Source organism: Paenibacillus sp. BC26 (assembly GCF_900116125.1).
In the GTDB taxonomy this organism is placed as follows: Bacteria; Bacillota; Bacilli; order Paenibacillales; family Paenibacillaceae; genus Paenibacillus_Z; species Paenibacillus_Z lignilyticus.
The window spans coordinates 2913286-2936663 of the sequence record NZ_FPAD01000001.1 but is presented as its reverse complement, the minus strand read 5'-3'; the positions used below and the strand labels follow the sequence as shown (position 1 = coordinate 2936663).

25 protein-coding genes and 1 pseudogene are annotated in these 23378 nt (G+C 36.3%); all 26 read left to right on the top strand.

The window, feature by feature from the left end:
- Positions 1-191: 191 nt before the first annotated feature.
- The 26 genes and pseudogenes from BM412_RS13025 (at position 192) to BM412_RS12890 (ending at position 23308) form a co-directional block, all read left to right on the top strand.
- Positions 192-1007 (top strand): annotated as a pseudogene (locus BM412_RS13025) (alpha/beta hydrolase).
- A 116-nt stretch (positions 1008-1123) separates the two neighbouring features.
- Positions 1124-1660: a hypothetical protein gene (locus tag BM412_RS31855; RefSeq protein WP_177245819.1), complete on the top strand. Its 537-nt coding sequence runs from the start codon at positions 1124-1126 to the stop codon at positions 1658-1660.
- Positions 1661-1826: 166 nt separating this feature from the next.
- On the top strand, positions 1827-2513 hold the full coding sequence (locus BM412_RS13015; protein ID WP_091218466.1) for an HAD family hydrolase: 687 nt from the start codon (positions 1827-1829) through the stop codon (positions 2511-2513).
- Between the two features lie 207 nt (positions 2514-2720).
- On the top strand, positions 2721-3434 hold the full coding sequence (locus tag BM412_RS13010; protein ID WP_091218463.1) for a class I SAM-dependent methyltransferase: 714 nt from the start codon (positions 2721-2723) through the stop codon (positions 3432-3434).
- A 107-nt stretch (positions 3435-3541) separates the two neighbouring features.
- A complete protein-coding gene (locus tag BM412_RS13005; protein ID WP_091218461.1) occupies positions 3542-4225 on the top strand; it encodes a DUF2711 family protein in 684 nt (227 codons plus the stop codon).
- A 120-nt stretch (positions 4226-4345) separates the two neighbouring features.
- Entirely contained in the window at positions 4346-4825 is a 480-nt protein-coding gene (locus BM412_RS13000) for a GNAT family N-acetyltransferase (protein ID WP_091218458.1), read from the top strand.
- Between the two features lie 180 nt (positions 4826-5005).
- Positions 5006-5572 (top strand): hypothetical protein, encoded by a 567-nt coding sequence (locus BM412_RS12995; RefSeq protein ID WP_091218456.1) that lies wholly within the window; start codon positions 5006-5008, stop codon positions 5570-5572.
- Between the two features lie 296 nt (positions 5573-5868).
- A complete protein-coding gene (locus BM412_RS12990; protein WP_091218454.1) occupies positions 5869-6363 on the top strand; it encodes a hypothetical protein in 495 nt (164 codons plus the stop codon).
- A 402-nt stretch (positions 6364-6765) separates the two neighbouring features.
- On the top strand, positions 6766-8277 hold the full coding sequence (locus BM412_RS12985) for a peptidoglycan D,D-transpeptidase FtsI family protein (RefSeq protein ID WP_091218450.1): 1512 nt from the start codon (positions 6766-6768) through the stop codon (positions 8275-8277).
- A complete protein-coding gene (locus BM412_RS12980) occupies positions 8249-8878 on the top strand; it encodes a penicillin-binding transpeptidase domain-containing protein (protein ID WP_177245818.1) in 630 nt (209 codons plus the stop codon). The genes BM412_RS12985 and BM412_RS12980 overlap by 29 nt, the downstream gene beginning before the upstream one ends.
- 1448 nt (positions 8879-10326) lie before the next feature.
- Positions 10327-11286 (top strand): DUF3221 domain-containing protein, encoded by a 960-nt coding sequence (locus tag BM412_RS12965; RefSeq protein ID WP_177245817.1) that lies wholly within the window; start codon positions 10327-10329, stop codon positions 11284-11286.
- Positions 11287-11630: 344 nt separating this feature from the next.
- Positions 11631-12107, top strand: coding sequence for a UPF0158 family protein (locus BM412_RS12960; protein ID WP_091218438.1), 477 nt, complete (start codon positions 11631-11633; stop codon positions 12105-12107).
- A 103-nt stretch (positions 12108-12210) separates the two neighbouring features.
- Positions 12211-12696, top strand: a complete 486-nt coding sequence (locus BM412_RS12955; RefSeq protein WP_091218435.1) for a hypothetical protein — start codon at positions 12211-12213, stop codon at positions 12694-12696.
- 296 nt (positions 12697-12992) lie between these two features.
- Positions 12993-13208 carry a hypothetical protein gene (locus tag BM412_RS31850; RefSeq protein WP_143111619.1) on the top strand — a complete coding sequence of 72 codons (216 nt, stop codon included), beginning with the start codon at positions 12993-12995 and terminating at the stop codon, positions 13206-13208.
- A 241-nt stretch (positions 13209-13449) separates the two neighbouring features.
- Complete coding sequence (locus BM412_RS12950) at positions 13450-13758, top strand: hypothetical protein (protein ID WP_256256289.1); 309 nt, start codon at positions 13450-13452, stop codon at positions 13756-13758.
- A 788-nt stretch (positions 13759-14546) separates the two neighbouring features.
- Positions 14547-14723: a hypothetical protein gene (locus tag BM412_RS32115; RefSeq protein ID WP_177245816.1), complete on the top strand. Its 177-nt coding sequence runs from the start codon at positions 14547-14549 to the stop codon at positions 14721-14723.
- A gap of 172 nt (positions 14724-14895) precedes the next feature.
- Positions 14896-15354, top strand: coding sequence for a hypothetical protein (locus BM412_RS12940; protein WP_091218426.1), 459 nt, complete (start codon positions 14896-14898; stop codon positions 15352-15354).
- Between the two features lie 103 nt (positions 15355-15457).
- Positions 15458-15808 (top strand): hypothetical protein, encoded by a 351-nt coding sequence (locus BM412_RS12935; protein ID WP_091218422.1) that lies wholly within the window; start codon positions 15458-15460, stop codon positions 15806-15808.
- 1550 nt (positions 15809-17358) lie between these two features.
- A complete protein-coding gene (locus BM412_RS12925) occupies positions 17359-18363 on the top strand; it encodes a stalk domain-containing protein (protein ID WP_177245815.1) in 1005 nt (334 codons plus the stop codon).
- Between the two features lie 87 nt (positions 18364-18450).
- The gene (locus tag BM412_RS12920; protein WP_091218413.1) at positions 18451-18972 is read left to right on the top strand and encodes a hypothetical protein; all 522 of its coding nucleotides are present in this window, start codon (positions 18451-18453) and stop codon (positions 18970-18972) included.
- A gap of 449 nt (positions 18973-19421) precedes the next feature.
- Positions 19422-19985, top strand: coding sequence for a hypothetical protein (locus tag BM412_RS12915; RefSeq protein ID WP_143111618.1), 564 nt, complete (start codon positions 19422-19424; stop codon positions 19983-19985).
- A gap of 32 nt (positions 19986-20017) precedes the next feature.
- The gene (locus tag BM412_RS12910; RefSeq protein ID WP_091218408.1) at positions 20018-20272 is read left to right on the top strand and encodes a DUF7660 family protein; all 255 of its coding nucleotides are present in this window, start codon (positions 20018-20020) and stop codon (positions 20270-20272) included.
- 175 nt (positions 20273-20447) lie between these two features.
- A complete protein-coding gene (locus BM412_RS12905; protein WP_091218405.1) occupies positions 20448-21209 on the top strand; it encodes a hypothetical protein in 762 nt (253 codons plus the stop codon).
- A gap of 114 nt (positions 21210-21323) precedes the next feature.
- Positions 21324-21767 (top strand): hypothetical protein, encoded by a 444-nt coding sequence (locus BM412_RS12900; protein WP_091218402.1) that lies wholly within the window; start codon positions 21324-21326, stop codon positions 21765-21767.
- Between the two features lie 424 nt (positions 21768-22191).
- Positions 22192-22548 (top strand): NIPSNAP family protein, encoded by a 357-nt coding sequence (locus BM412_RS12895; RefSeq protein ID WP_091218399.1) that lies wholly within the window; start codon positions 22192-22194, stop codon positions 22546-22548.
- Between the two features lie 304 nt (positions 22549-22852).
- Positions 22853-23308, top strand: a complete 456-nt coding sequence (locus BM412_RS12890) for a hypothetical protein (RefSeq protein ID WP_091218398.1) — start codon at positions 22853-22855, stop codon at positions 23306-23308.
- The last annotated feature ends 70 nt before the right edge of the window (positions 23309-23378 follow it).

Sequence of the window (23378 nt, the reverse complement as noted above, 5' to 3'; positions counted from 1 at the left end):
CTAACGGGTAAGATACGATAGCACAACGAAGAGTTATTTTTGAGTATTAATTTTAGTCCATTAATCGTAGAATAGTTCATTTCTTACATAATAAAGATTTAGTAGATTCAATATATACGTTGATTTCATACGTCCAAAAAGGCAAGGTCTTATCTTTGGAATGAACCATCCTATGGAGGCGAAGTAAAAATATGACAGTGAAATCATTGACTATTTTTTCTAATGCATTACGCTCCAGAAAAACTTGCTATATATACCTTCCTCCCAGTTATGAGCATTCGGAACAAAGTTATCCTGTAATTTATTTGTTGCATGGGAGTCACGGTTCAGAACTTAATTGGATTGAGTTTGGGCAAGCAGACGTAACATTGGACCAAGTGATCGGCGCAACGGAATTGCGCGAGTGTATTGTCGTGATGCCCAATGACGGCGAATACGCTCACGGTACTTATTATGCGAATTGGTATGTTGGCAGCGGATCTTTTGAACATTACATTATAGATGATTTGGTGCCACAAATTGATGAAGCATAGCGTACGATTTTAAGCGAGAATATGAGATCGGTGGCTGGCCTTTCCATGGGTGGCTACGGAGCTGTTATGCTTGCGCTGCGTAATCCGAATGTGTTCGGGGCAGCAGCCAGTTTATCTGGAGGACTCAGTTCGTTTGGTCGTATAGAGAAAGATGTGTACGATAGTTTGAACTTCCCCCAAATCTTCGGTCCTCATCGGGGTACTTATGCAAACTCATATGATTTACACGTTCTTGCGGATATGCGAAAGGAAGATGCTAGAATAGATATTCCTGACATCTATATCAATTGTGGTAAAGATGATCGCTTATATCAATTTAACGTTGAATTTCACGATTATTTATCTAAAATCAATTACTACCACGAATACGCGGAATTCCATGGCGGTCATACATGGGAATATTGGATTGAGCATTTGAAAGATGTTTTGTTGTTCTTCGAGAGAAGTTTTATTAAGAAAACAGTCTGCCAATGACAACTAAAAACGACTAACCTAAGTATGTGGTTATACTTGAAAGTGCAATAAACTATAAGGATACGATAGGACAAAAGAAGAACAGGCTGCCGATTAATCGGCAGCCTGTTGCGCTAATGGGCAGATTAGTCCCAATTTGTGGTAATATGTGGACATTAAACCATAAAGGGGGGCTTGGAATTCGTTTTATTATTTTCTTACTACTTTGTTGTCCTATAAGTGGATGTAGTGGCGTTAAGCAGACGGATGTCAGAACCAACTCGATGTTTTATGATTTCACTGAACCTTCAAAGTTCCCATTTGAAGTAAATGAGATTCACACTGAAATTGAAATTGATAACCTTCGCCAATTTGTATTCCATTATAAAAATAAGCAGACTGTCCAAGAATTAAGATACATTTTGAGCAAGGTTATTATTGGTGAACCTGATACGTTATCGGATAGCGAAGAAATGCAGTCTATACAACTCGAAAACGGGATACTTGCCTATTATAATGAAGATGAGGATAGTCAGTCGATATGGTGGGAAAGTGAGAATGGATTTATAGCTCGTTTTGTGTATTACATTAACGCCAACGGCCATCTGGAGCCATTAGGAGAAAATAAACTAACTCAAAATGAACTAATAAATTTAGTTAATCAAGTTGAGTAGCAAGTTGGAAAAGACGATTTGGCGTTCAACTAACGGGCACAGTAGTGCAACAACAGGCTGCCGATATGGCGGCCTATCGTGCTAACGGGCAGTTTAGCGGAACTTTCCAATCAATGGAAACGTATAAAATATCACGACGTCTTTGTGCCACTTAGGAGGGGCCTTTATGATTTTCTTTGATATTGACGACACTTTACTTGACCACGACTATGCAGAAAAAATGGGTGCAATTGATTTCTTCCAAAAACATAGAGATGTGTTGACTCTGGAAGAAGAAGAGTTTGTAACTCAATGGAACGCATTATCAAAAAAATACTATGAAAAATATTTAGCAAAAGAAATCTCCTTTCAGGAACAGCGTCGAATGAGGATGAAAGAGATGTTTGCTTATGTAAATGTACAATTACCGCCAGGAGAAGCAGACATGAAGTTTGAAATATATCTTGCTTGTTATCAGAACAACTGGAAGGCATTTGAAGATGTAATTCCTTGCCTGAAAGAACTTCAAGGAAAGCAATTAGGTATCATAAGTAATGGTGACTACGAGCAACAAATTGAAAAGTTAGATAAGATGGGCATTAGACATTATTTTTCTTATGTCATTACTTCTAGCGGAGTAGGCTTCTCTAAACCAGACCAACGAATATTCAAAAAAGCAAGTCAAAAAGCTGGGTGGAATGTGGAACAATGCTATTATGTTGGAGATAGGCTAGATGTTGATGCTAAGGGTAGCAATAATGCTGGAATGAGAGCCATCTGGCTCAATCGCAAAAATGAATCATCTCCGCTTGATTTAAGCGAGGATATAAAAGGTATCCAGAGTCTTAATGAATTAGCAGAATTAATATCGTAATTAAATAAAAAACGGGATTTCATTGGTTGTTCAACAAGAACGCAAAGAACTATTGCGGTGTAACAGGCAGGCTTCATTGCGCTAACGGGGAACGATAGTTGAACGTAAATTGGAGCAGTTTGCCGTGGCAGCTGCTCCTTTGTTTCATGTGAAGTAACGGGCAGAATAGTATTGTTTAATTTACCTATACGTTGGGAGGTTTTATTGATGAAGGAATCAATTTTAAGTTATGATGATGTCTTGAATATGCTAGATACGTTGTTAAAAGAACAATCACGTTTTAATTGGGATAACTTTTATTCTGACAGGGAAAAAGAAGTCCCTTTTTTTGTGAATTTACCTGATGAAAATTTGGTCCAGTATTTTAATCGAGGATATTTAAAGTCAGGAAAGGTGCTGGAGCTGGGTTGTGGTCCTGGGAGAAATGCAATCTATTTTGCTGAACAGGGTTGTAAAGTTGATGCTGTGGACTTATCCCGAGAGGCTCTTGATTGGGCAAAGCAGCGTGCAGAGGAAAAAAATCTCTCAGTTAATTTTATAAACCAAAATATTTTTGAATTAGATATTGAAGAAGGGGTTTATGACATTGTTTACGACTCGGGTTGTTTTCACCATATCGCACCTCATCGTAGGATGAGTTATCTAAAATTATTGAATAAAGCTCTAAAGCCAAATGGTTTATTTGCAATAACTTGCTTTAAGGTTGGTGGAGCACTTGGGGGCTCGGATATATCTGATTGGGAAGTGTATAGACTAAGGAGCCTCAGAGGTGGTTTAGGCTACACGGACGAAAAATTAAGAGAAATATTTAATGGTTTTCAAGTAATTGAATTACGGGACATGCTCGAAAAGGAAGCATCAAATTCAATGTTTGGTGTTTCAGCTTTACTTACTGCTTTGTTTAAAAAAACAAATAACTGATTGAGCTAACGGGTACGATACTTCAACTACACAGGCTGCAAACATTAGGCAGCCTGTTCGGCTATGGCCGTTTAGTTAAAGACTAAAAAGAATTGAGGAAACCTAATTTGGACTACATTTGGCTTGATGACCAATCACCAATATTGAACCAATTACCAGGTGGTTTCCTATCAGCCGCCATATTACTCCATCCATTTGTACAGATGCCTATTGGATGGGAACAGTCCAAACGTCAATCGGAATTTGAACATGTTTATCCTAATAGGGAAGAGATACTAATGTCAGGCAACTCAGTATCTTGGCAAGAGATGATGAGTGATACAGGATTAAGGACATATCACGAAATGGAATTGGCATTGAAAACATCAATTAGTGCTTTGAAATCTGAATATGCAAGACAGGATTTAGCCAATAAACTTAATGCCAACTGGAAAACGAACCGCTACTATCCCACCGATGACAGTATTTCACCTTTTTTTATTGAAAGCATACTCCGTGTTCTGAGTTCTAATGGCGCAAAAAAAATCAATTTCTCAGCTCCGATATTTGATAAAATTGGTTGTTTGGAGAGCGATGACACGGTACCTTTGGACATCTTAGATTTGTCACCTAATGAGTTGATTTTATCTGATGAAAATGCTGAATTTGTGTTCATGAGTGTGTTTGATTCATTTTTCACAGTGTTTTTATATAAAGGTATAAACATTGAAGAACTTGTTATAAGCATGAAATGGGATGCAATTATATGTGACAAGGACACTAGCATCACGTGGTACCATACAGAATGTTAAACTAACGAAGAACGACAGCTCAATCATGACAACAACTGGTCAGCCGACCTCAGAACGTTCGGCTGCCGTCTTTACGCTAATGGGCAGGTTACCTAATTAATAGTGGAATAATTAAGTAGCATGGCTGAGACGAAGATAGTGGTGAGCGTCGTAGAAACCATAAAAGTAATCAAATTTGAATCGACATACAACAAAGAAGTAAAACAACTAATCCTATCTGTTCTAAGTGAATATGGTTTCAGCTTTCATTCTGAATGGGATTCAGATTTGGATAATATTGAAGCTACATATTCAGGTAGAAGCGGTTTTTGGATTGCAGTAGATGGAAGCAAAATTATAGGGACAAGTGCCTTACTCGAGTATCAAAATAACAATGCAATTCTAAAAAGAATGTATCTTTCAAGGACATACAGAGGCAAAGGAATTGGCTACCGACTTCTAGATGAAGCTATCTCTTTTGCAAGAACAAAGATGTATTCAGAAATATTATTGGATACAACACGAACAATGGTTCAAGCACAAAAATTGTATACAGCATTTGGATTCATTAAAACAAAAGAACAAGATGAACTAATTATCTACAAGCTTAAATTGAAATAGAATGAGCAGCTGTGATTCAACTAACGGGAGACGATAGCACAATAGACCATGACGGCAGCTGGATTGATTATCGGCTGCCGTTTTTCATTAAAGTAACGGGCAGGATTGGGCAACAATACAAGGTTTGCTTCGTCTAAGATTACATATGGGGATTTCCACCATTCCGATGAGGTGATCATGATGTGGAAAAGAATAACGAAGGTGTTACTTATTTATTTTATCGTGCTTGGAACATGCTTTGTGGTTAAACCTTTAACTGTCAATGCATGCTCGTGTGCTGCCCCTCCCAGCATTGAAAATCAGTTGAATCGAAAAACAGCAATTTTCTCGGGTAAAGTATTGAGCTTGACAAAACCGACTAAAGGGAAGATTTGGTCTACTTCAGATTCTGTAAAAGTTCAATTCGAAGTAAAAACGGTGTGGAAAGGAGAGTTGAGTTTTCAAACGAGTGTATACACAGCATTGAGTTCAGCTAGTTGTGGATATGAAGGATTCGAAGTGAATGAAGAATATATCGTATTTGCTTACGGTGATCCAGAGCGACTCGAAACAGGACTTTGTGAAGGTAACAAGACACTTGCATCCGCACAAGAAGAATTTAAAGCGTTGGGAGCAGGTTATGAACCCTTAAAGATAACAAACCCTCAAGATGAAAACCAATCTAACATAATAATTATTTTAGTTCTTGCTAGTGCTATTACATTGTTTATTATGCTGCTCTTATCCTTAAGAAGGAGACGCCGATGAAAGCATCTCCTTTACATCCTGAAGTGTTTGGGCGTATCGCAAACGAGGGACAATATCATAACAAAGACCAGGTTGCCGAAATCGGCAGCCTGTTGTACTAACTGGGCAGTATAGCTCAATAAAACAATGGCACACCTAATTTGGCATGCAGGATATGAATGTTAATATTGCTGTGATTGATTCCAATAAAGATTTGAAATGATAGGATGGACCTATGTACGCAATTTCCAGGTATTGGTATCATGAGAGCGAACAGCTAAACCCGAATTTAATAATGAGGAAGGAGGAGTTTAATTATGAGGAATGTAAAGATTCTGCTGCCATGTTCTGTTTTTCTATTTGCTGTTTCTATAATGTTATTAATCGTTACACACCGAGCTGAGGCTATTGAAGCTCCCGCACAAGAGCCTCATGCCGCAGCAACAGCATATTTCAATGCATACATCTCTAAGAGCGTAGAAGGCATGCTCTCTTATTCAGTTGATAAAAACTATCTGGATAATAAAAGTCGAAAAAAAGCTTATCAAGAGAACGCAAAGAGCGATACAATAATTTCATATAAAATTGTCAATTCAAAAAGTATTAGTTCAACCCAGATGGATATTTCAGTACAGCTTACTTATTCCGATATCGGCACGATACCAGCGATTCCATACAGTGTTATTAGATACGATGATGGATGGAAGGTCCTCGTAAAGCCGATAGAGATTAATATGAATAAAAACTCACCTCAATTCGGTGAAATCAAAGATGGAACACCAATGTATCAAATAAAGTATACCGATAACTAAAAAGTGGAATGTCATGTGCTTTAATTTACAAGAAACGGAACAATAACAACAGGCTGCCGATATAATAGGCAGCCTGTTCCGCAAAGGGTCATAGAACATATTACAGATTGTGCTAAAGGACAATGAACAATTTGCTTTCGCAGTGGGCTGCCGAGAATAAATTCATTAAGTTATGTCCAAAAATCATGGTATTGTCCATTTATTATCTAAGGGTACTTAACTATGATTATTTTGGAGAAATCTACCCATGTCTAATCTGGAAATGTAGCATGGGTATTTTTATTGTATTAGAAGGAAGGATATCGCACCTAACGCATGGAATATATTGGATTCTTAAGGTTCTTGATTTTGGCATGCGTTAGGTATAAAGTAACTTGAGTCAATCTGGAGGAAAGAAGAGTAATGAGGAAATTGATAATTCAAAGATCTTTTATTATTGGTACTTTATTAACTCTTGGCTTTCTTGGTATGGTTGTTCGAGTTTTTTATGTTCAGGTAATTGAAGGAGAGTTTTATTTAACTAAAGCGAAAAACGTTTGGAAAAGAGATGAAATATTACCAGCGAACCGTGGGAATATGCTTGACAGAAACAACAGTATTCTTGCAACAAATGTATATGCGTACAATTTATATTTAAATCCAGATGTGATTAATAGCTTAAGGATAAGTGATAGAATAATCGAGGATTTCTCGAGTATTCTAAAAATAGATAAGTTATATTTGAGTGAACTTGTGAACAAGAAGAAAAAAGATGAATTATATTACAAACAAGTTGAAGTAAGAAAAGGTGGATGGTTATTAGAAAGTAATATTAATAGTAAAATAACCGAACTTAAAACAAAATATCAAAAAGAATTAAAGAGTAAAGAAGTAGGTATCACTACAATTAAGGTTGAAAAACGATTTTATCCAAAAAAAGATCTTGCCTCACACGTATTGGGGTATCTAGATTTAGAAGGTTCTCCTGTGCTCGGAATGGAGAAAAGTCTCAACAGCTTCCTCAAAGAATCCGATGGTAGGATTCAATCGTACAAGGATGGTAATTCTATTGAAGTGGAAAATGGAACTATTTCATATATTCCTCCTAAGAATGGGATGGACGTGACATTAACCATTGACAATCATATTCAATATTTTGTTGAGGAAGCTTTAAGTAGAGTGCAAAAAACGTATAGTCCTAAAAGTGCTACTGTTATTGTAGCAAATCCTACAACGATGGAAATCCTTGCGCTTGCGAATATATCAGATTTTGATCCTAATGCATACTGGGAAACTAAAGATTACAGTGCTTTTATTAACCATGCAATTAGCTCTGTGTATGAACCAGGTTCAACATTTAAAATAGTCACATTAGCTGCTTCAGTTGAAGAGAAATTGTTTAACCCTAATGAGAAATATCAGTCTGGTTCAATAAAAGTTCCAGGGCAAATTATTCATGATATTAAGCCCGAAGGATGGGGTTCAATAACTTACCTTGAAGGATTAAAAAGGTCAAGTAATGTCGCGTTCGTAAATCTGGGATACTTTGGACTTCAACCTGAACGATTGGAAAAATACATTAAAAAATTTGGTTTTGGAGCTATTACTGGATTAGAGCTCCCTTTGGAGTCACGTGGTGTAATTAACTTGAAGTATCCAGCTGACTATGCAGCTGCATCCTATGGACAAGGCATGGTACAAGTTACACCTATTCAGCAAATCGCTGCAATAAGTGTAATAGCCAATGGCGGGAAATTAATGAAACCGCACCTCGTTAGTAAGATTGAGAATAATCAGACAGGTTCAGTTCAACTAGTTAAACCAACTTTTGTTCGCCAAGTTATTTCTAAAGAAACAGCAGCAAAAGTAGGTGAATATTTAGAACAAGTAGTTTCAGATAGAGATATTGGATCGGGGGAAGAACGCATATATTGAAGGTTACCGAGTTGCTGGAAAAACAGGAACTGCTAATAAAGTCGAAAATGGAAAATATGCAGAAGGTAAACACGTAGTTTCATTCATTGGTTATGCGCCCGTTGAAAATCCCAAATTAGCAGCTATTGTCATTGTGGACGAACCAAATAGTAATGTTGCTAGTGGTGGGATGGTAGCAGCACCTGTATTTAAAGAGGTAATCGAGAAAAGCTTAAATTATCTAGCAATAATGCCTTCTGATGTTACAGAAGAGGCATTGGTAAACCATTCAGAACACCAATTGAAGGAAGTTCCGAATTATCTCGGACTATCAGTGAACCAAGCTAGAAATAATAATGTCATTGTGGTTGGGACAGGAAGCAAAGTAATGTCCCAATATCCTCTGCAAAATACAAAGATCAATTTTTCTACTCCAACTTATATATTTACGGATAATTTGAACAACGAGTCACCTCCAGATTTAACTGGAATGCCACTAATCGATGTAATCAATATATCTAGAATACTAGATTTTAAGCTTATAGTTAATGGAGAAGGCTACGTTGTGAGCCAGTCTTTTAGTGAAAAAAACAAAAAACTAACCGTGATTTTAAAACCTTAATTAGAGTGATTTCGTCTTATTTGTCCTAATGTTTTTTGTAGCATTTAAAAAGGCTGCCGAGAAATCGGCGGCCTGTTGCTCTAACGATAGGATATTTGAAGTGTATCTGGTACAAATTGTTAGAACTCATGGGCACATTGATTCAGTCTCTACACCAAAACCAACTGAAAAAACGACCTCTTGATAGCTATTTCTCAGGGGCTTGTAATTTCTCTATTCATGACCTTTATTGCAAACTAAAGTAGTTGCTTCGGCCAACAGGTGGATGAAACAGGAATGGTTCAAAACAAGACCGTTATTAGCCAAGGCACTTATTGAATAAAAGGGGGACTATATGCCGATACTTGTAATCATTTTTTACATACTTGTAATCATTTTGAAACCGAATATATGTTGGTTAGCAAGTGCGGTATGGTATGTCGTAAGCTTTTTGGGGAGTTGGTCGAATGGACTGCTTCTACTATTCTTTCCATTCATTCTATGTACGTTCGCTTTGGCTCATAATATTGGTTTGATTAAGAAGCTTACACACGCGGCGGTATCATTAGTTATTGGAATTCTGCTTTGGATAATTAGCATATCCATAATAGATGATTACTGGCTGTTTTATCCCTTTTCTCGATTTTTTGGATAACATGCATCGATTCCGTCTTATAAATTTGAAATTGATTCGAGAAGCTGAAAGTCTCAATATGAACTTCAGTAATTCGAGGTGATTATTTGGAAAATCGCTATCCATGGTGGAGCGTTACCTATATATCCTGCTTCTTGTTTGTAGTTTTATATTTTCTTACATATTTGATCATAGCGACAAGCTATAACCTATTCTCCTCAGTGCCAGCGGACCAGTTCCGAGAGCTCTCCTCGATCTATTACGGTGTTTTATTCTCCATAATACCTTATCTCCCGATGGGAGCCTTAATGTATTCATTTGTAAAACGATGGACACTCCTTCTGGTAATACATTCGACAGCGATTGGATTTCTCCTGGAGAAGGGAGCCTTTGTCTATCTTGGGACACTCTTGGGAACAGGTTATCAGTGGTATGGACGAAATTATCCTTCGAGTGGACATGCTGTACTTTGTGAGGAATTGCCGATGTTCTGTGGTCCTTACATTTCGAACTACTACATTTATGGAACGATCGCAGCACTTGGAGCTTCTTATTTGGGTATCTTTATCCTAATGGTGATAGAGAAATTTGTACAAGAAGAGTTAAAACAGCGGGTACGATAGCATGTTGAGCCAATGGGGATATGAGAGATTTCAAGTGGATAAAAACAATTCAGAAATAGTCGGAAATGGCAGCCATATTTATTGAACGAATAGGCTACTTAGCGCAACTCCTGTAACGCTTATTTCGTCAATCTACTATATAACGGGTATTTTTTACAATTAAAGATTAGAGTAAAACGATGAAGGTTATCTGGTTACGAAAGGAGTTGGTTATGAAAATGAAATTTTCAATTAGGAGTTTATTAATCGTAGGTTTATTGGCCGTTCTGATCTCGGGTTGCGGTGCTCGAATGCAAGCAAGCGGCAGTGGTGGGAATGTCTATAAAGGCAATGGTACATTAAATGCGATGAACGATCCGAACGAGGTTCGCCAATTTCTAGCTGAGAATCATATTGCGAATGGTGATATTTATTTATTAGAGGGCAAAGTTTTTATTAACATTGTAGGTATGAATGATGAAAAAGGTCGTTTACTTGCGAATCGATATAAAGCAGGAACTTATCGAACTGTCAGTGTCGCACATTCGATTGAAGAACTGCAAGCTGTACAGCAAAAGTTGATGGATCTCGATCTTTATAGCAAATTAAATTTGGATTCCTCGGGACTTGATACGATAAATAACAGAATAGTCATAACGATGCCTGATACAAACGAAGAACAAGTTAAATTGGAAATTCAACAGTACATCAATCCAGACTTGCTTTCATTTGTCATTCAAAAAGAAAGCGTAGATCCTGAACTTGTTGGTTATGTTACGAAGATTGAAAATCAAAGAGCATTAGTCGTTACTCCAATAAGCAGAAAAGTAAATGAAACAAGAGAAGAGTTCTATGATGCAGTATGGGTTTCTAATATGCCCCCAAATATAAAGGTAGGGCAAAATGTCCAAGTTTGGTTTAAAGGTAGTATAGCGGCTTCTTACCCAGGTCAGGGAGGGGCGTCGAAGGTCACGATATCCGAAATACAAAAACCTTTAAAAGCAAAACTTACACAAGATGAAATAATACGTAAAGCTTTAATGAATAAGGATATTGCAGATATAAAAATCCTAGTAATAAAAGAAGTGAGATATGATGAAACATCAGCAATGTGGTCTATTCGATACAAAAGCGCAGTTATTACGGATGGTGTCTTGGAAGAACATGTTATACAAATTCCAGACAAAGCATAATGAAAGTGTATGAGTAGCCTTATCCAGCTAATGCGTACAATATGAAGAATATGTTTGCTCATTTTGCCAACGGGACACGATAGCTGAACAATCAAGGAGCAGTTTGTGTTGGTAGCTGCTCCTTATTTTCATTTAATCAGACAGGCAGGTTTACGCAACTTGTTTAACATCATTTCATCTTTAAAATTTAGGAAAAATATGATTTAGACAGATATTCTAAGCTAACGGAGAACGATAGTTCAAGCTAGTAGCGGCAATCTGGAGTTTTTCTCGCCTAGGGTAGTCGTTTATGTTTTTTGGACAAGGTGATTATAAAGAAGTAATTATAAGAGGAGAAATCGAATATGAAGGCTAATAAAGCAGTAAAGTTAATTGATTTAGTTGGTGAAATTGAGATGCAAATAGACGATACTTTTACATATATTAATTCAGCAACAGGAGAAGTTTTTATGCTAACAAGAGAAGAAATTGGAGCGGCTGAAGATGAAAAGCCACTCGAAAAATTTCCTGAATGGCAAAGAGAGAACATCGAAAAAGCAATCCAGATTCTTGAAGATCAAGATGGGATATACATCGACTTTACATTAAGAAACGACTTCAATGAATATGAACTAATGGAAGATTTTATTGAGGCATTAGAGGATGAAAATATTCGAGAAAAACTGTTTGTAGAAATTCAAGGGCGAGGAGCATTCCGAAGATTCAAAGATAACATTATTGAACACGGTGTTGATAAACAATGGTATGACTACAAAGAAAGAAAGATAAAGGAATTAGTAATTGAATGGTGTAAGGGTCGTGATATTGAAATACAGCATTAAGCTAACGGCCAGATTAGTGGGAGGAATTACCTGCCGTAGAATACAGATGCCGCGTGCTATACTTAACCGTAAAACACATTGAAATATAGGGAGCATTATAGAATTGAAACGACGAATTATATATCCAATCATCGTATTTTTATTATTAGCGCTATACGTTGGACAATTAATCTCACAATACACTCAGATGAAAAGTCAGGAGTCTGAGATATATGCAACGGCAAGAAGCTATGTGGAAGGCGCTCATTTTGAATTGCTAAATACTCCTGGCGAGCCTCTTGTTGATACATACGGTCTTATTAGGGAGGGGTCAGGCATGTTTGTCGGGTTTAATATCGCCCATAATTCAGCCAGATTAAACGAAGTAGTAAGGCTTAACAGAGAAATCGAATCTGAATTTTTCACGTTGATGTTGCAAAATAAATTCAACGAAGACCGAGCATTTTTTATTAGCCAATTAGCAGGCGCACTTAATGTCTTACCAGAAAAATCATCCTTGATTGACACCGCTGCGATTAATAAACAGTTGAAACAACTTCACACCAATTTCATGAAGTACATGAGCAAAAAATACGATTATTATAAATAATGACTTATCTGGAGACAAACTATTGGCTAACAGAAGAAATCAAGCTAACTGAGAACGATAGTTCAATAAAAACGAAGAAACGGCAACCACGCATGTAGGCTGCCGTTTTCTCAACTTACGGGTAGGTTAGTTAGAAAACAAATCATCTTAGGAAGTGATTGTGATGAAATTCCGTAAAATAACTTCTATCACGCTTTGGATATGGGTATGATTTCAAATCAAACGATGGATCTTCATATTTCTTTAGAGGTGGAAAATCCATTACCTACATACGAATTCATGATGGGATTGCAGAAGTGATTTGGCAAGCAGTTGATGCAGCTGTGGGTAATGGTTGGAGTAAAGAAGTAGGCGTCCATCAAGAATTAGATGCCTCCATGGTCTCATTCCTGCGCGATCGAAGCGGACTAATTAGTTACGGAACTATTTTTGGGGATTCTAGTTTAAGAAAGAAAATCAAGAATGATGTATATACAGATATCGTGCAACCAATTGAAAGCGAAGAAAATTAGGGTAACGGCATAAACGACATGTTACGCTAACGGGAGATTGGTTTAACCCTTCAATGTTTTAGTAAAGGTGATCCATGTGCTAAAAATAAATACAAATAAATAATCAAATGCGTGGGGGACAATGAACTATCCGAGGAGTGGCATACGAATAAGAACAGAATCGGGAGTGCATCCCGAAGTTAAGCGAGCCTGTCTCGAATTTGCCAAGTGGCTGAGAAGAGAATACAATTTCCCGATACGAGTGGTCGTCTATTTAAAAAGAGATTATCAAATCAAAAACAGATATACAAAAGAGCTTGTATCTGCAACATTCTTTGCACCATATGACAAAAACGAAGAACCCTATATAAGAGTTGCCACAGGGGATTATTTGGAATTGGTTAATGACCGTGGACAAGATAATGCTTTAGTTGCAATTTTGGGTTCAGTTGCACATGAACTGGGTCATTATTATCAATGGCTGGACGACAAAGAGCTTGATGAGGAAATCGCAGATGAGTATCGTGACGAAATAATTGAGGAATATGAGTCTACACGAGATCATCCATAACAGTAATCCGTTGAACAAACGGGTACGACAGCTGAATGAACAAAGAGCAGGGAGCAGTTCGCCAACGGCAGCTGCTCCTTTGTTTTATTGAATGAATTAACGGCTAGTATAGCGAAAATTATCATTGAGTTAATATGTCAGAAATATGGTAAAATTTAAGTGTCCCATTATAACTGAAGTGCTGAATGTTGGTTTAGCCTCTTATAATTAAAAATGGGTATTAGTTATGAAGAGCTTGGCTGAGAGTGACTTGTTGCTTGTTACTTTGAAGGGGCGATGACAGATGACAGTAAAAAAAACGATATATCTTCTCATTATGTTACTCATATTATTTATCTTTTTTTTAATTGTTACGAGTGTTTTACACATCTCTAAATCAGAAGAACTATTTAAAGGAATCATAATGGTAGTAACAATGTCGTTCATTTATATATTTATACGTGAGAGTGAGAGTGAAGTTGGGAGTAAGAGTAAAGGTATGAGTAGGTTCAAGACATTTTTATTCAACTTAATCCCTTTTGGGATAACTTATTTTTTAGTTAGTTCTATCATTTCTATTATCAAAAATCTAATTTGATAGGGCATTGATGTTTCGTTGATTTTGATAACAATGGTCAGAATAGCGAAACTGTATGATGGTCATTAAAGTAAAAATAATCATCCTGTATACGATTTAAACTAGACCTAACCACTTTCCTGTATTTACAAATATACCCTTCAGCCATGGGCATCGTATTCTGTACTATTCTATTTTTTATGCATCACTAACGTTCCAACGGAGGTGTGAATTGAAAGTGGATAATAAAGAACTATTAATTTATCTACACAAGAGATTATCATATTTGAAAAAGAACTTTATCTTGTTTGCTTACACTCGTCATAAAAATGAAGGGAAAATTGAAGAGCTTGAAGACATTATTCGACGTATAGAAACTGGCAATTTTGAGTACCAAGACAATGATTAAACCTTTCGATAAGAATCAAATTAATCAACTTAGGAAGCAGGTAGAAACTATCCCGAGGTTCTTTCTTTGTTCAGCTAACGGGCAGTTTAGTATTAATACAACAATTATTAACTCAGACTCGTAAGTGACAACAAGGGCTACTTAATAAAGGCTTAATCCATAGGAGGCGGAAATGGTCAAGCGAGAACTCAAGATTCTTTCGATAACGGTTATCTTTTTTGCTTTGTGTATTCTTGGTTGGTACAAACTGAACTTAATACATCAAAATGATATTTTGGATGGGAAAGAAATCGTCATCATTAAACTTGAATCTGCGGATGGATGTAAGACAATGAAGACAACACCATTTACAGAAAGTATTGTGACTTATGAGAAAGTTGATGAACTAAGGATATTCAAACGAGCGATCAACATAGCGGTAATAGAGAAAGGTGATATAGACTATTGTGCAATGTTTTTCATGTATCTTTTGCTCGAAGATGGGACACAAATGAAATTCGTGTTAAACGTTGCTGATGAAGCTGGACGTACCGCCTTACTCGTCGATATAGCTGATAGAGGGCAAGGATACGAAATACCAAAAGACCAGACTGCCGAACTAAGAAAGATTATTTATCAAGCTAAATCATAACACTATATTTGTTAAGCTAACGGGCACGATAGTTGAAAAAGTGAAGATTGTAATAACAAGAATTTTCATTTGGAACATTAAACGCCATAATGAGGTGAGAGTTATGGGGAAATTAACTCTTCAACAGATTAATAATTTATTAGTAGGAACACAAATGGTATGTGAGATACCTGCAACAATGGAGAATTGCCGCGCTTTTGTTGTTGCAACTGCTTCAAATCCAACGAAATATATTAACACAGCAGATGGTACGAAAATGAGATTTTGGGTTAGGCGATATGATGTGTCTGAAGAAATCATCAATAGTGGTAGGTATATAACTGATGATGACTTAGTAAATTCGGTACATTACAAAAAAATAGTAGGGATAAAGAAATTAGAAAGTATTTTGGAGGAGTTTCTAGACGATCTAACAAAACTAGATGTATCCTGGAAATTTGATAATCCTATTTGAGTAATTGAAATCGGATCTTATGATAGAATTCAGGATACAATCGTCCGTAATTTTTTTGACATGTCCCTTAGAAGTATCCAGATGAAAAAGTCGCAAAGAACAGGCTGCCGACGTACATCGGCGGCGTGTTCCGCTAACGTGCAGGATAACGCAAAAAAATAGCCAATATAATAGCTTCATTAGTAGCTGTGCATATATTTCTTTTAAAAGGCGGTGATTTATATATGCAAAGACAATTCAAAATCAACTTGAGCATACTACTTATTTCTCTATTTCTAGCCGCTATCATGTTCTTTTTGATCGACCTGTTTACCTTGCGGTACAGGGTCGGTCAAGGAATTTCAGGTAATGGGAATTTAGGTGTACTCTTTATTTATATTGCTGTACCCATCTATTTACTCATGTTGGTATATGTTTATAAAGTCAGTGATGGATATTATCGTAATCGAAAAAACATTGGTGCATTATCTGTGATATTACTGTGTTTAATTTGTTTTTGTGTATATGGTGAATCTTATCAAATTCAGTCTCTCCTCCATCATCTGGGAGGAGGGCCAAATTCACCAGGTTCTGTTATTTACAGATTTGGCTGGTTAAATCAATATACAAATACGTTGTATTTTAACTTCTATTCATTTACTATTGGAGTTCTTATGTCATTATTGATTAGTACGTATGTTGAGATGCTTAGAAGAAGAAAAGTTCGCTCAATCAACAGTCATAATTAGCATTCAATTTATTGAACTTATTTGGGTTTCAAAACGAAATCATATTAAGCTAACGGGCACGTTTCCACAATGACAACAGGCTACCGTTATATAAGCAGCCTGTTGCTTACGGTTATAATGAGTCAAATGTGCTTACTTTTTCAGTTCTTTGAAATATCGCTTTATGAAGAAATATAAATGAATACCTGACACGACAGTACCCAGAAGAAGTATGCAAACCAATAATACAGTAATCGAATTAAGGGATTTATTTATTTCCTCTAATCTTCCGCTAACTTCTCTCAAAGCCCTAACTTCGTTATCACCGTTATTACTAACGTTACCACTAATGTTATTTAACTGTATTTTTAGTTGTTCAATCATTTGCTTTAAGTCATCCAAATGAGTTCACCTCTTTTAGCGTTACAATAAGACATGGGATGCTAATATAATCACACTAGAATATTGAAAGTTAACCCCCAGCAAAATAAGATGTTCGTTCCTTTATTGATATGCGTTCGAACTTACAGATAAGATAAAAGCTTAATAAAGACTCTGTATGGATTTCGCACATTCCGACGCGTTTGTGTTACGGATTTATATACGAATTCAGGTAAAAGACCGAAGAATAGCCTGCAAATCAAAATGGTCCTATACCACTAACGAGCACGATAATTCAACGACAGAAGGAGCAGATTGCCTCGGCAGCTGCTCCTTTGATTTATTTCACTAATGGAAAGCTTTGTGTAGCAATTCTTTGGTTTTGAAGTTGCAACTTAGCATAGGATCTGACGTCTATATGTATGTGTAGTTAATAATTTCAAAAAGTGAGGATTAATGACAATGAAAAGATTAACTTTATCGATAGTGTTAATTTTAATTATGTGTGTAACAATGAGTATTCCTACCAGTGCAAGTAAAGACTTAGAAGACGAAGGAACAATACACTCCTTGGTTGGAGGGGACAAGACGTTTGCAGGGAAGTTGATAAACGGTCATATCTATGTAGATTCAGTAGGTCTTCAGAATTGTTTGCCATTTTTCCTTAATTCTAAAGAAGTCATGTGGGACTCAGATTCGAAGACTGTTTCGTATGATACAGATCTCGGGGATGAAGAAGAACATTTGAAATTCCAAATCGGTAAGGATTATTTTATGGATCATGGAGAAAATGTGCCTCTGAATTCTAGAATACTTCTAATTAAAGATAAAATATATATTCCAATTAAAGCCGTTGCTCTTTACTACGGAAACAATATAGAGTGGAACATTAAGAGTAAGACCCTAACAATAAAACCCAATGTTAAATATGATGTACCAGCGATTGAAGAATATGTTGAACTCGATAATTTGACTGTACTCCATCAGTTTCAAATTGATTTAGACAAGGATGGAATTAATGATGAAATAAGAATAATCACAAGTCATTACGAGAGTAATCCGACTTATTTCAGCGCACCTGTTTATTTAGAATATCGAACTGATAATAATAAAGAGTTTCAACGGATTGCTTTGGATGTAGATCCCATTGATTTGACTAAAGACAATTTCAAGATCCGTATTGGAGATCTGGACGCCGATAATATTGATGAAATAGGTTACTCAATAGACTATCCTCAGCCTGAGCACGTCGAAAGATGGCCACATATTTTGCAGTTTAGAGAAGGTAAGTTTGTAGATATAGATATCACTAAGGAATATGAATTAATTCTAGCAGACTGGGATATAAAAACTTCAAAGACGGGGCGAGTACAATTGGACTTATACGAAAAGAAAGGCGTTTATGACGAGCCTACACTAAAACATTATACGCTCTTAGAAAGCGGAGAACTTGAACCAATATCATAGCTTTCTGAGGACTATTTTTCGTATGGTCAATCCTGATATTGGATATCCTTTACAGAAGGTTTGTACAATAAATTAAGGAGAAGTAACATGTTGAAAATACAAAAAGTTATTGGTTTATTTATTTGGTTATTAATGGTAACGACGATTTCGGGCATCATTAGCAGTTGCACAGTCTCAGCAACCTCCGAGTCTCCTGTAAGGTCAGAGAAAATGTTATCCGTTAAATATGAAGATGTAATTTCATTGCAAGTTGTTGGTTCATTGCATGGAATAAAGGGTTCCCCTATATACCAAACTTCTGATGTAACTGGGAAATTCATGATTACAAAGGTAATTGATTGGATCAATTCTTCAACACCAGTTGGTATTCAACCAGACTATGGCAGGCATGGATATCCAATGGTATTAAAAATTAAAATGAGTGATGGTAATATCATATCTGTTGTACCTGCATATAAATGTGAATCAAATAAATTGGAGAATGGGAACCTTTTAAAAGCATGTTCAAATGTAAATGATGAAATTGTTCTGTATAATAATTCAGGACAAATACGCGCAAAATCACCCGATCTTTATAAATGGTTAACAGGAGATTGGAAAAAGGAATAATATGATACTGATTAAGTCCATCCAATCGTAAATTTAGGAGAACTATTTGTTTTCATTCAAGGCTGTCGATCATAAATCGACAGCCTTTTATTCATTTGCTTAACAAATTGCCGAATTGGGAGATAATTAGCTCAAGGAGTTATGGCCTTGTATGATTAAATTCCTAAGTTCCCACAAAAACGCAAGCCTTTTATAAAGGAAGTTTTGCGATATCGAGGAGATGTAATTAATAAATTGGGATTATCTGGGCATGTTATTCAGGCAGACTAATGAGATTACACGATTTAATGCTAGCAATAAGCTTGCTATTTGGATAAACACAAAACCATGAGGATTAACGCACTCGTTTTTTGTGAAGCTGCCAATCCACGGATATTTGATTGCAATGTATGATGCTAGCCGTTGAGGTGAGTTAAATGATAAAAAAGAAATTGGTGTTTCTATGTGTAATGGTGCTGCTTCAATTATTTACCAATGAATCATTTGCTATGTCCAATATTGAAAATACGACCACGATCAATTCTCAAAGTAATATTGTAGATGGTGAAATAACAGTGAAACAAGCAGTCCGCATTGGAGTAATGAAGGCAAAGGAGTGGGATGACAAAGCGTCACTAGCGCTTGTTACCAGCGTAGATGAGAATCTCGGAGGGTCTAGAGGATTCACAGGGAGACGTTATAATTGGAATCTCATTTTTATAAACCATGATTACACAGAAAGCTTAATACTTTCTATTTCGAAAGGACATATTACAAATTTCGTTCCTATTAAGGGTAGGAATGATTATGATTTTATTAACACTGAAGATGTTAAAGTTGACTCACCAACTTTGGTGGAAATAGCTAAAACTAAATATAAATTGAAACCAGGGACTGAATGGGCCACGGGTTATCATTTCACATTGTCGAATATCGACCATCTACCGTGCTTAAGAGTTGTTGGTCTTGATCGCCAAGGTCGATTCACAAAACTGTATTTCAACGTACGAGATGGGCAAGAGTTATTCAACTAACTAGGCATGGGACCTCAACAAGGAGTATTATAATGCAATTTCATGAGATGGTAAGCAAAGTGAATTCAAAAGAAGATTTGATCAAATTAATTTCAGCACTTAGAAGTAACTTGGCTACACATAGTGAGGAGTGGGAAAATTCAACCCTAGAAAGTTACTTTGAAGCCATGGAAGCGTGGATGGATGACATGGATAGATATTATATTAATACTAACCAAAAGGTCCCCGACAAACCAACATGGAAGGTTTTTGCTGAAATATTATACGCTGCTAAAATTTATGAATGAAATTCGATACTCTATTCTCTCTGGTGTTGAGCTAAATGGTCATTGGTTTTGCAACTTCCCATTAATTGTGGTTATCTCAGCTTTATTATTCAAACGAGATAGCATAAAGCCTGTATATACAATTTCACCTGTTAGAAAACTAAGATATCGCACTTGTCTAAAGGAGAAATATTACATGAAGGAAAGTATTATTCGAATTTCTTTAATTTTGGCTATGAGTATGATTTTTCAATCGGTTTGTAAAGCTCATGAAATCATGCCCCAATCAGATGAACCCTACCGACAGTGTCAGTTAGTTGAATTTTCTTCACCTGACTCCCCAATAATGCATAAAGCAGAACTGTTCGGTACTATTGGCGGGTTTCCAAGGGGCAAATTGTTGAAAATTGATGGTGTGATAGTGGATCAGAATAGATATATTACGAGTAAAATCATGCTTGGAGATGTGATAGGTGACCGAACAGACGAGGTTTTCTTTTATCAATATTCAACTGGAAGCGCAGGAGCGATGGGATTAAACGTGTATAGCCTATACAATAAGAAATGGAAATCAATTTTCAATGACCCAAGTATGACAATAGGGAACGATAGCGAGCGATTTAGTAATGAATATATAGGAAACAGACGACTTCGATTCTATGACAAGCGAACTGATTTATCTGGAGTTCTTGATATGACAGGGTTCCACTTTTCAGGAGATCAGTTGAAAATGATGAGATTCCAAACCGATCCAATTTCTCAATATAACATTCACTATGAGAACATTGGTTGCGGAATTGAAACTATCCAATGGATTTTTGGCTATTCGCATCCACACGCTGTATTTTCATTACATAATTATTACCGATATAAATTTGATGAACATGAATTTTCACTTTATGAAACAAGGGTACAGGATAATGAAGGTGGGATTCTAGCTCGAAAAGTATATTTCTAAGTTTGTTAGGATGACACTACTGCGTATTCTATTCATTGTTATATAGATTAACGATATTTTTCTAAGTAGTATAAGAATAGGCGTAAATTCATTAGTTTCAAAGGAGGCAATGTTATGCAAAATAGATCTGGGGCAGGTATTTATCTTGATGTAAGGAAGAATGAAATTGTAATCATACCCGATGCAAGGCATGAGATAGGATGTTCTACATATCTTGGAACAATTTATTATAAAGTTGTTTCTCCCTTTGATCTTCAAGAGCTGGGGGATTTTATACTTAAGTCACTGGCTGATAGTCTACGTTCGCCCATCGTAACATCAGATATGGAGCTAAGTTATTCAAAGGAATTTAGTAAACTAATTACTTACTCGAAATATAAGAAATACGTAAAAATATCTACTGAGGAAGCAGATTACCTAATCAGTCCTTATAGAAATTACAAAAGAAGCTACGTAACTTATAAAGATGATCCAGAATTCAAAGTAGATTATGGAACAGATGGAGAAGCAATTGCGCAAAAAGTAATTGATAGTTTCGAATTTTGTAAATTACAATGAGCTTCAATCTGATATTAGGCGGAACAATACCAATGGGGTATTTTATGGTCAAATCGATTAGTATAAAGGAAATCCAATTGAACTGGCCTTGTGAGTGTTCAGGATATTAGGGATAAAGATATTACACTTACTATGAAAAAAGGTCCGTGGATGAGGTTCTTTTCAAGAAGAGTCGTGTCTCATTACACTTTCTAGTAAGCGGAGATTGACATTGTGTAGTTAGGATTTCGTATATGTGTAACAGGAAGCTTTATAAAAGCTTACGGAGAACGATAGCACCATAAACATCAACAAGGCTGCCAAAATTAATTAGGCAGCCTTGTTGATGTTATCAGGCAGGATGGTGAAATAATATGGCTTAGAATCGAATAATCCTAAGAAAGAACAGAATTAGAAATATTATAATATGCAGGAGATGATGATCATGATTTACCGTAGAAAGACTTACTTAATTGATCCTCAATTACTTTCTGATTTCAATGATCATTTTAATGAAACACTTTTACCAACTCAACTTAAATACGGTTCCAGATTAGTTGGAAGATGGGTTACAAAGGATATAAATGGGGTATTGGAGGTATTTGCTATTTGGGAGTATGACAGCTTCGATAATTACGAACATATTGAATCCCAAGTCAAAAGTGATGAAGAGCATGTTAAACGAGTACAGGCTTGGTTTGATAAAATTGGACGTGAGAAGTTAAAGTCTTTAATCAAGGGTAGCATAAAAGATGAGTTTATTGAGATGACAACACCACGAGAAAAAACCATTCTCGAATGAAATCATTCCTTGTTCTTGTAAACAGACTTAATATGTAAAGTAGGTAGATGAAGCTAATAGAAAACGAAAGCACAACTAAGAACAGGCTGCCGATTTACGGCAGCCTGTTGAGCTAACGGCTAGATTAACGTAACGAGGATATGGAAATCAATAATGAATAGTTAGTTCGTAGGTGGGTGAGGAATCAGCTCGATGTAGATGATTGTTGGGAAGCCCAAAACGAAAACGATTACCCAAATGAACACATTATTGGGGAACAAAAGGGTCACATTGGCCGTCTTGATAAGTAACTTAGAAATATCACATGGAGGGATTTAAAATAAATATACGAGTCATAATCTTCATTCTATCTGTATGTTTGTTATTATCTAGTTGCACAAGTTTAGAGAAAGGCGAAAACAAATTAAGTCTGGACGATATCATAATAGCAATTCGAGCTGAAGGTCCTGATGTGGTTCCTTCTTCACGTGATGATGAGTCTGAGGCTCCAGACGCTATAAATAAGGTGAGACCCTCTATTTTTACCATCGCGAATGCAACGGAAAATGTAGTAAAACCCGAAAAAATCTATGTGTATCTATTTAACTCAGAGAAGGATATGAATGAAGGAATCAATTTCATTCTACCTTCAATACCTGCTTTTATACCTCCTGTTAAAACATACAAACAAAAGAATGCTTTTGTTGTATATTATGCGTATGGTGGAAAGGTTGAAAAATTTGGCGGTGTAATTCAAGCCGCGATGAATAAGTTAAGTTAAACGAACGAGACAAGGCAGCCAGAGAGGGTGGTTGACTTTGTTTAACTAACGGTTAGGATAGTTCATCGAA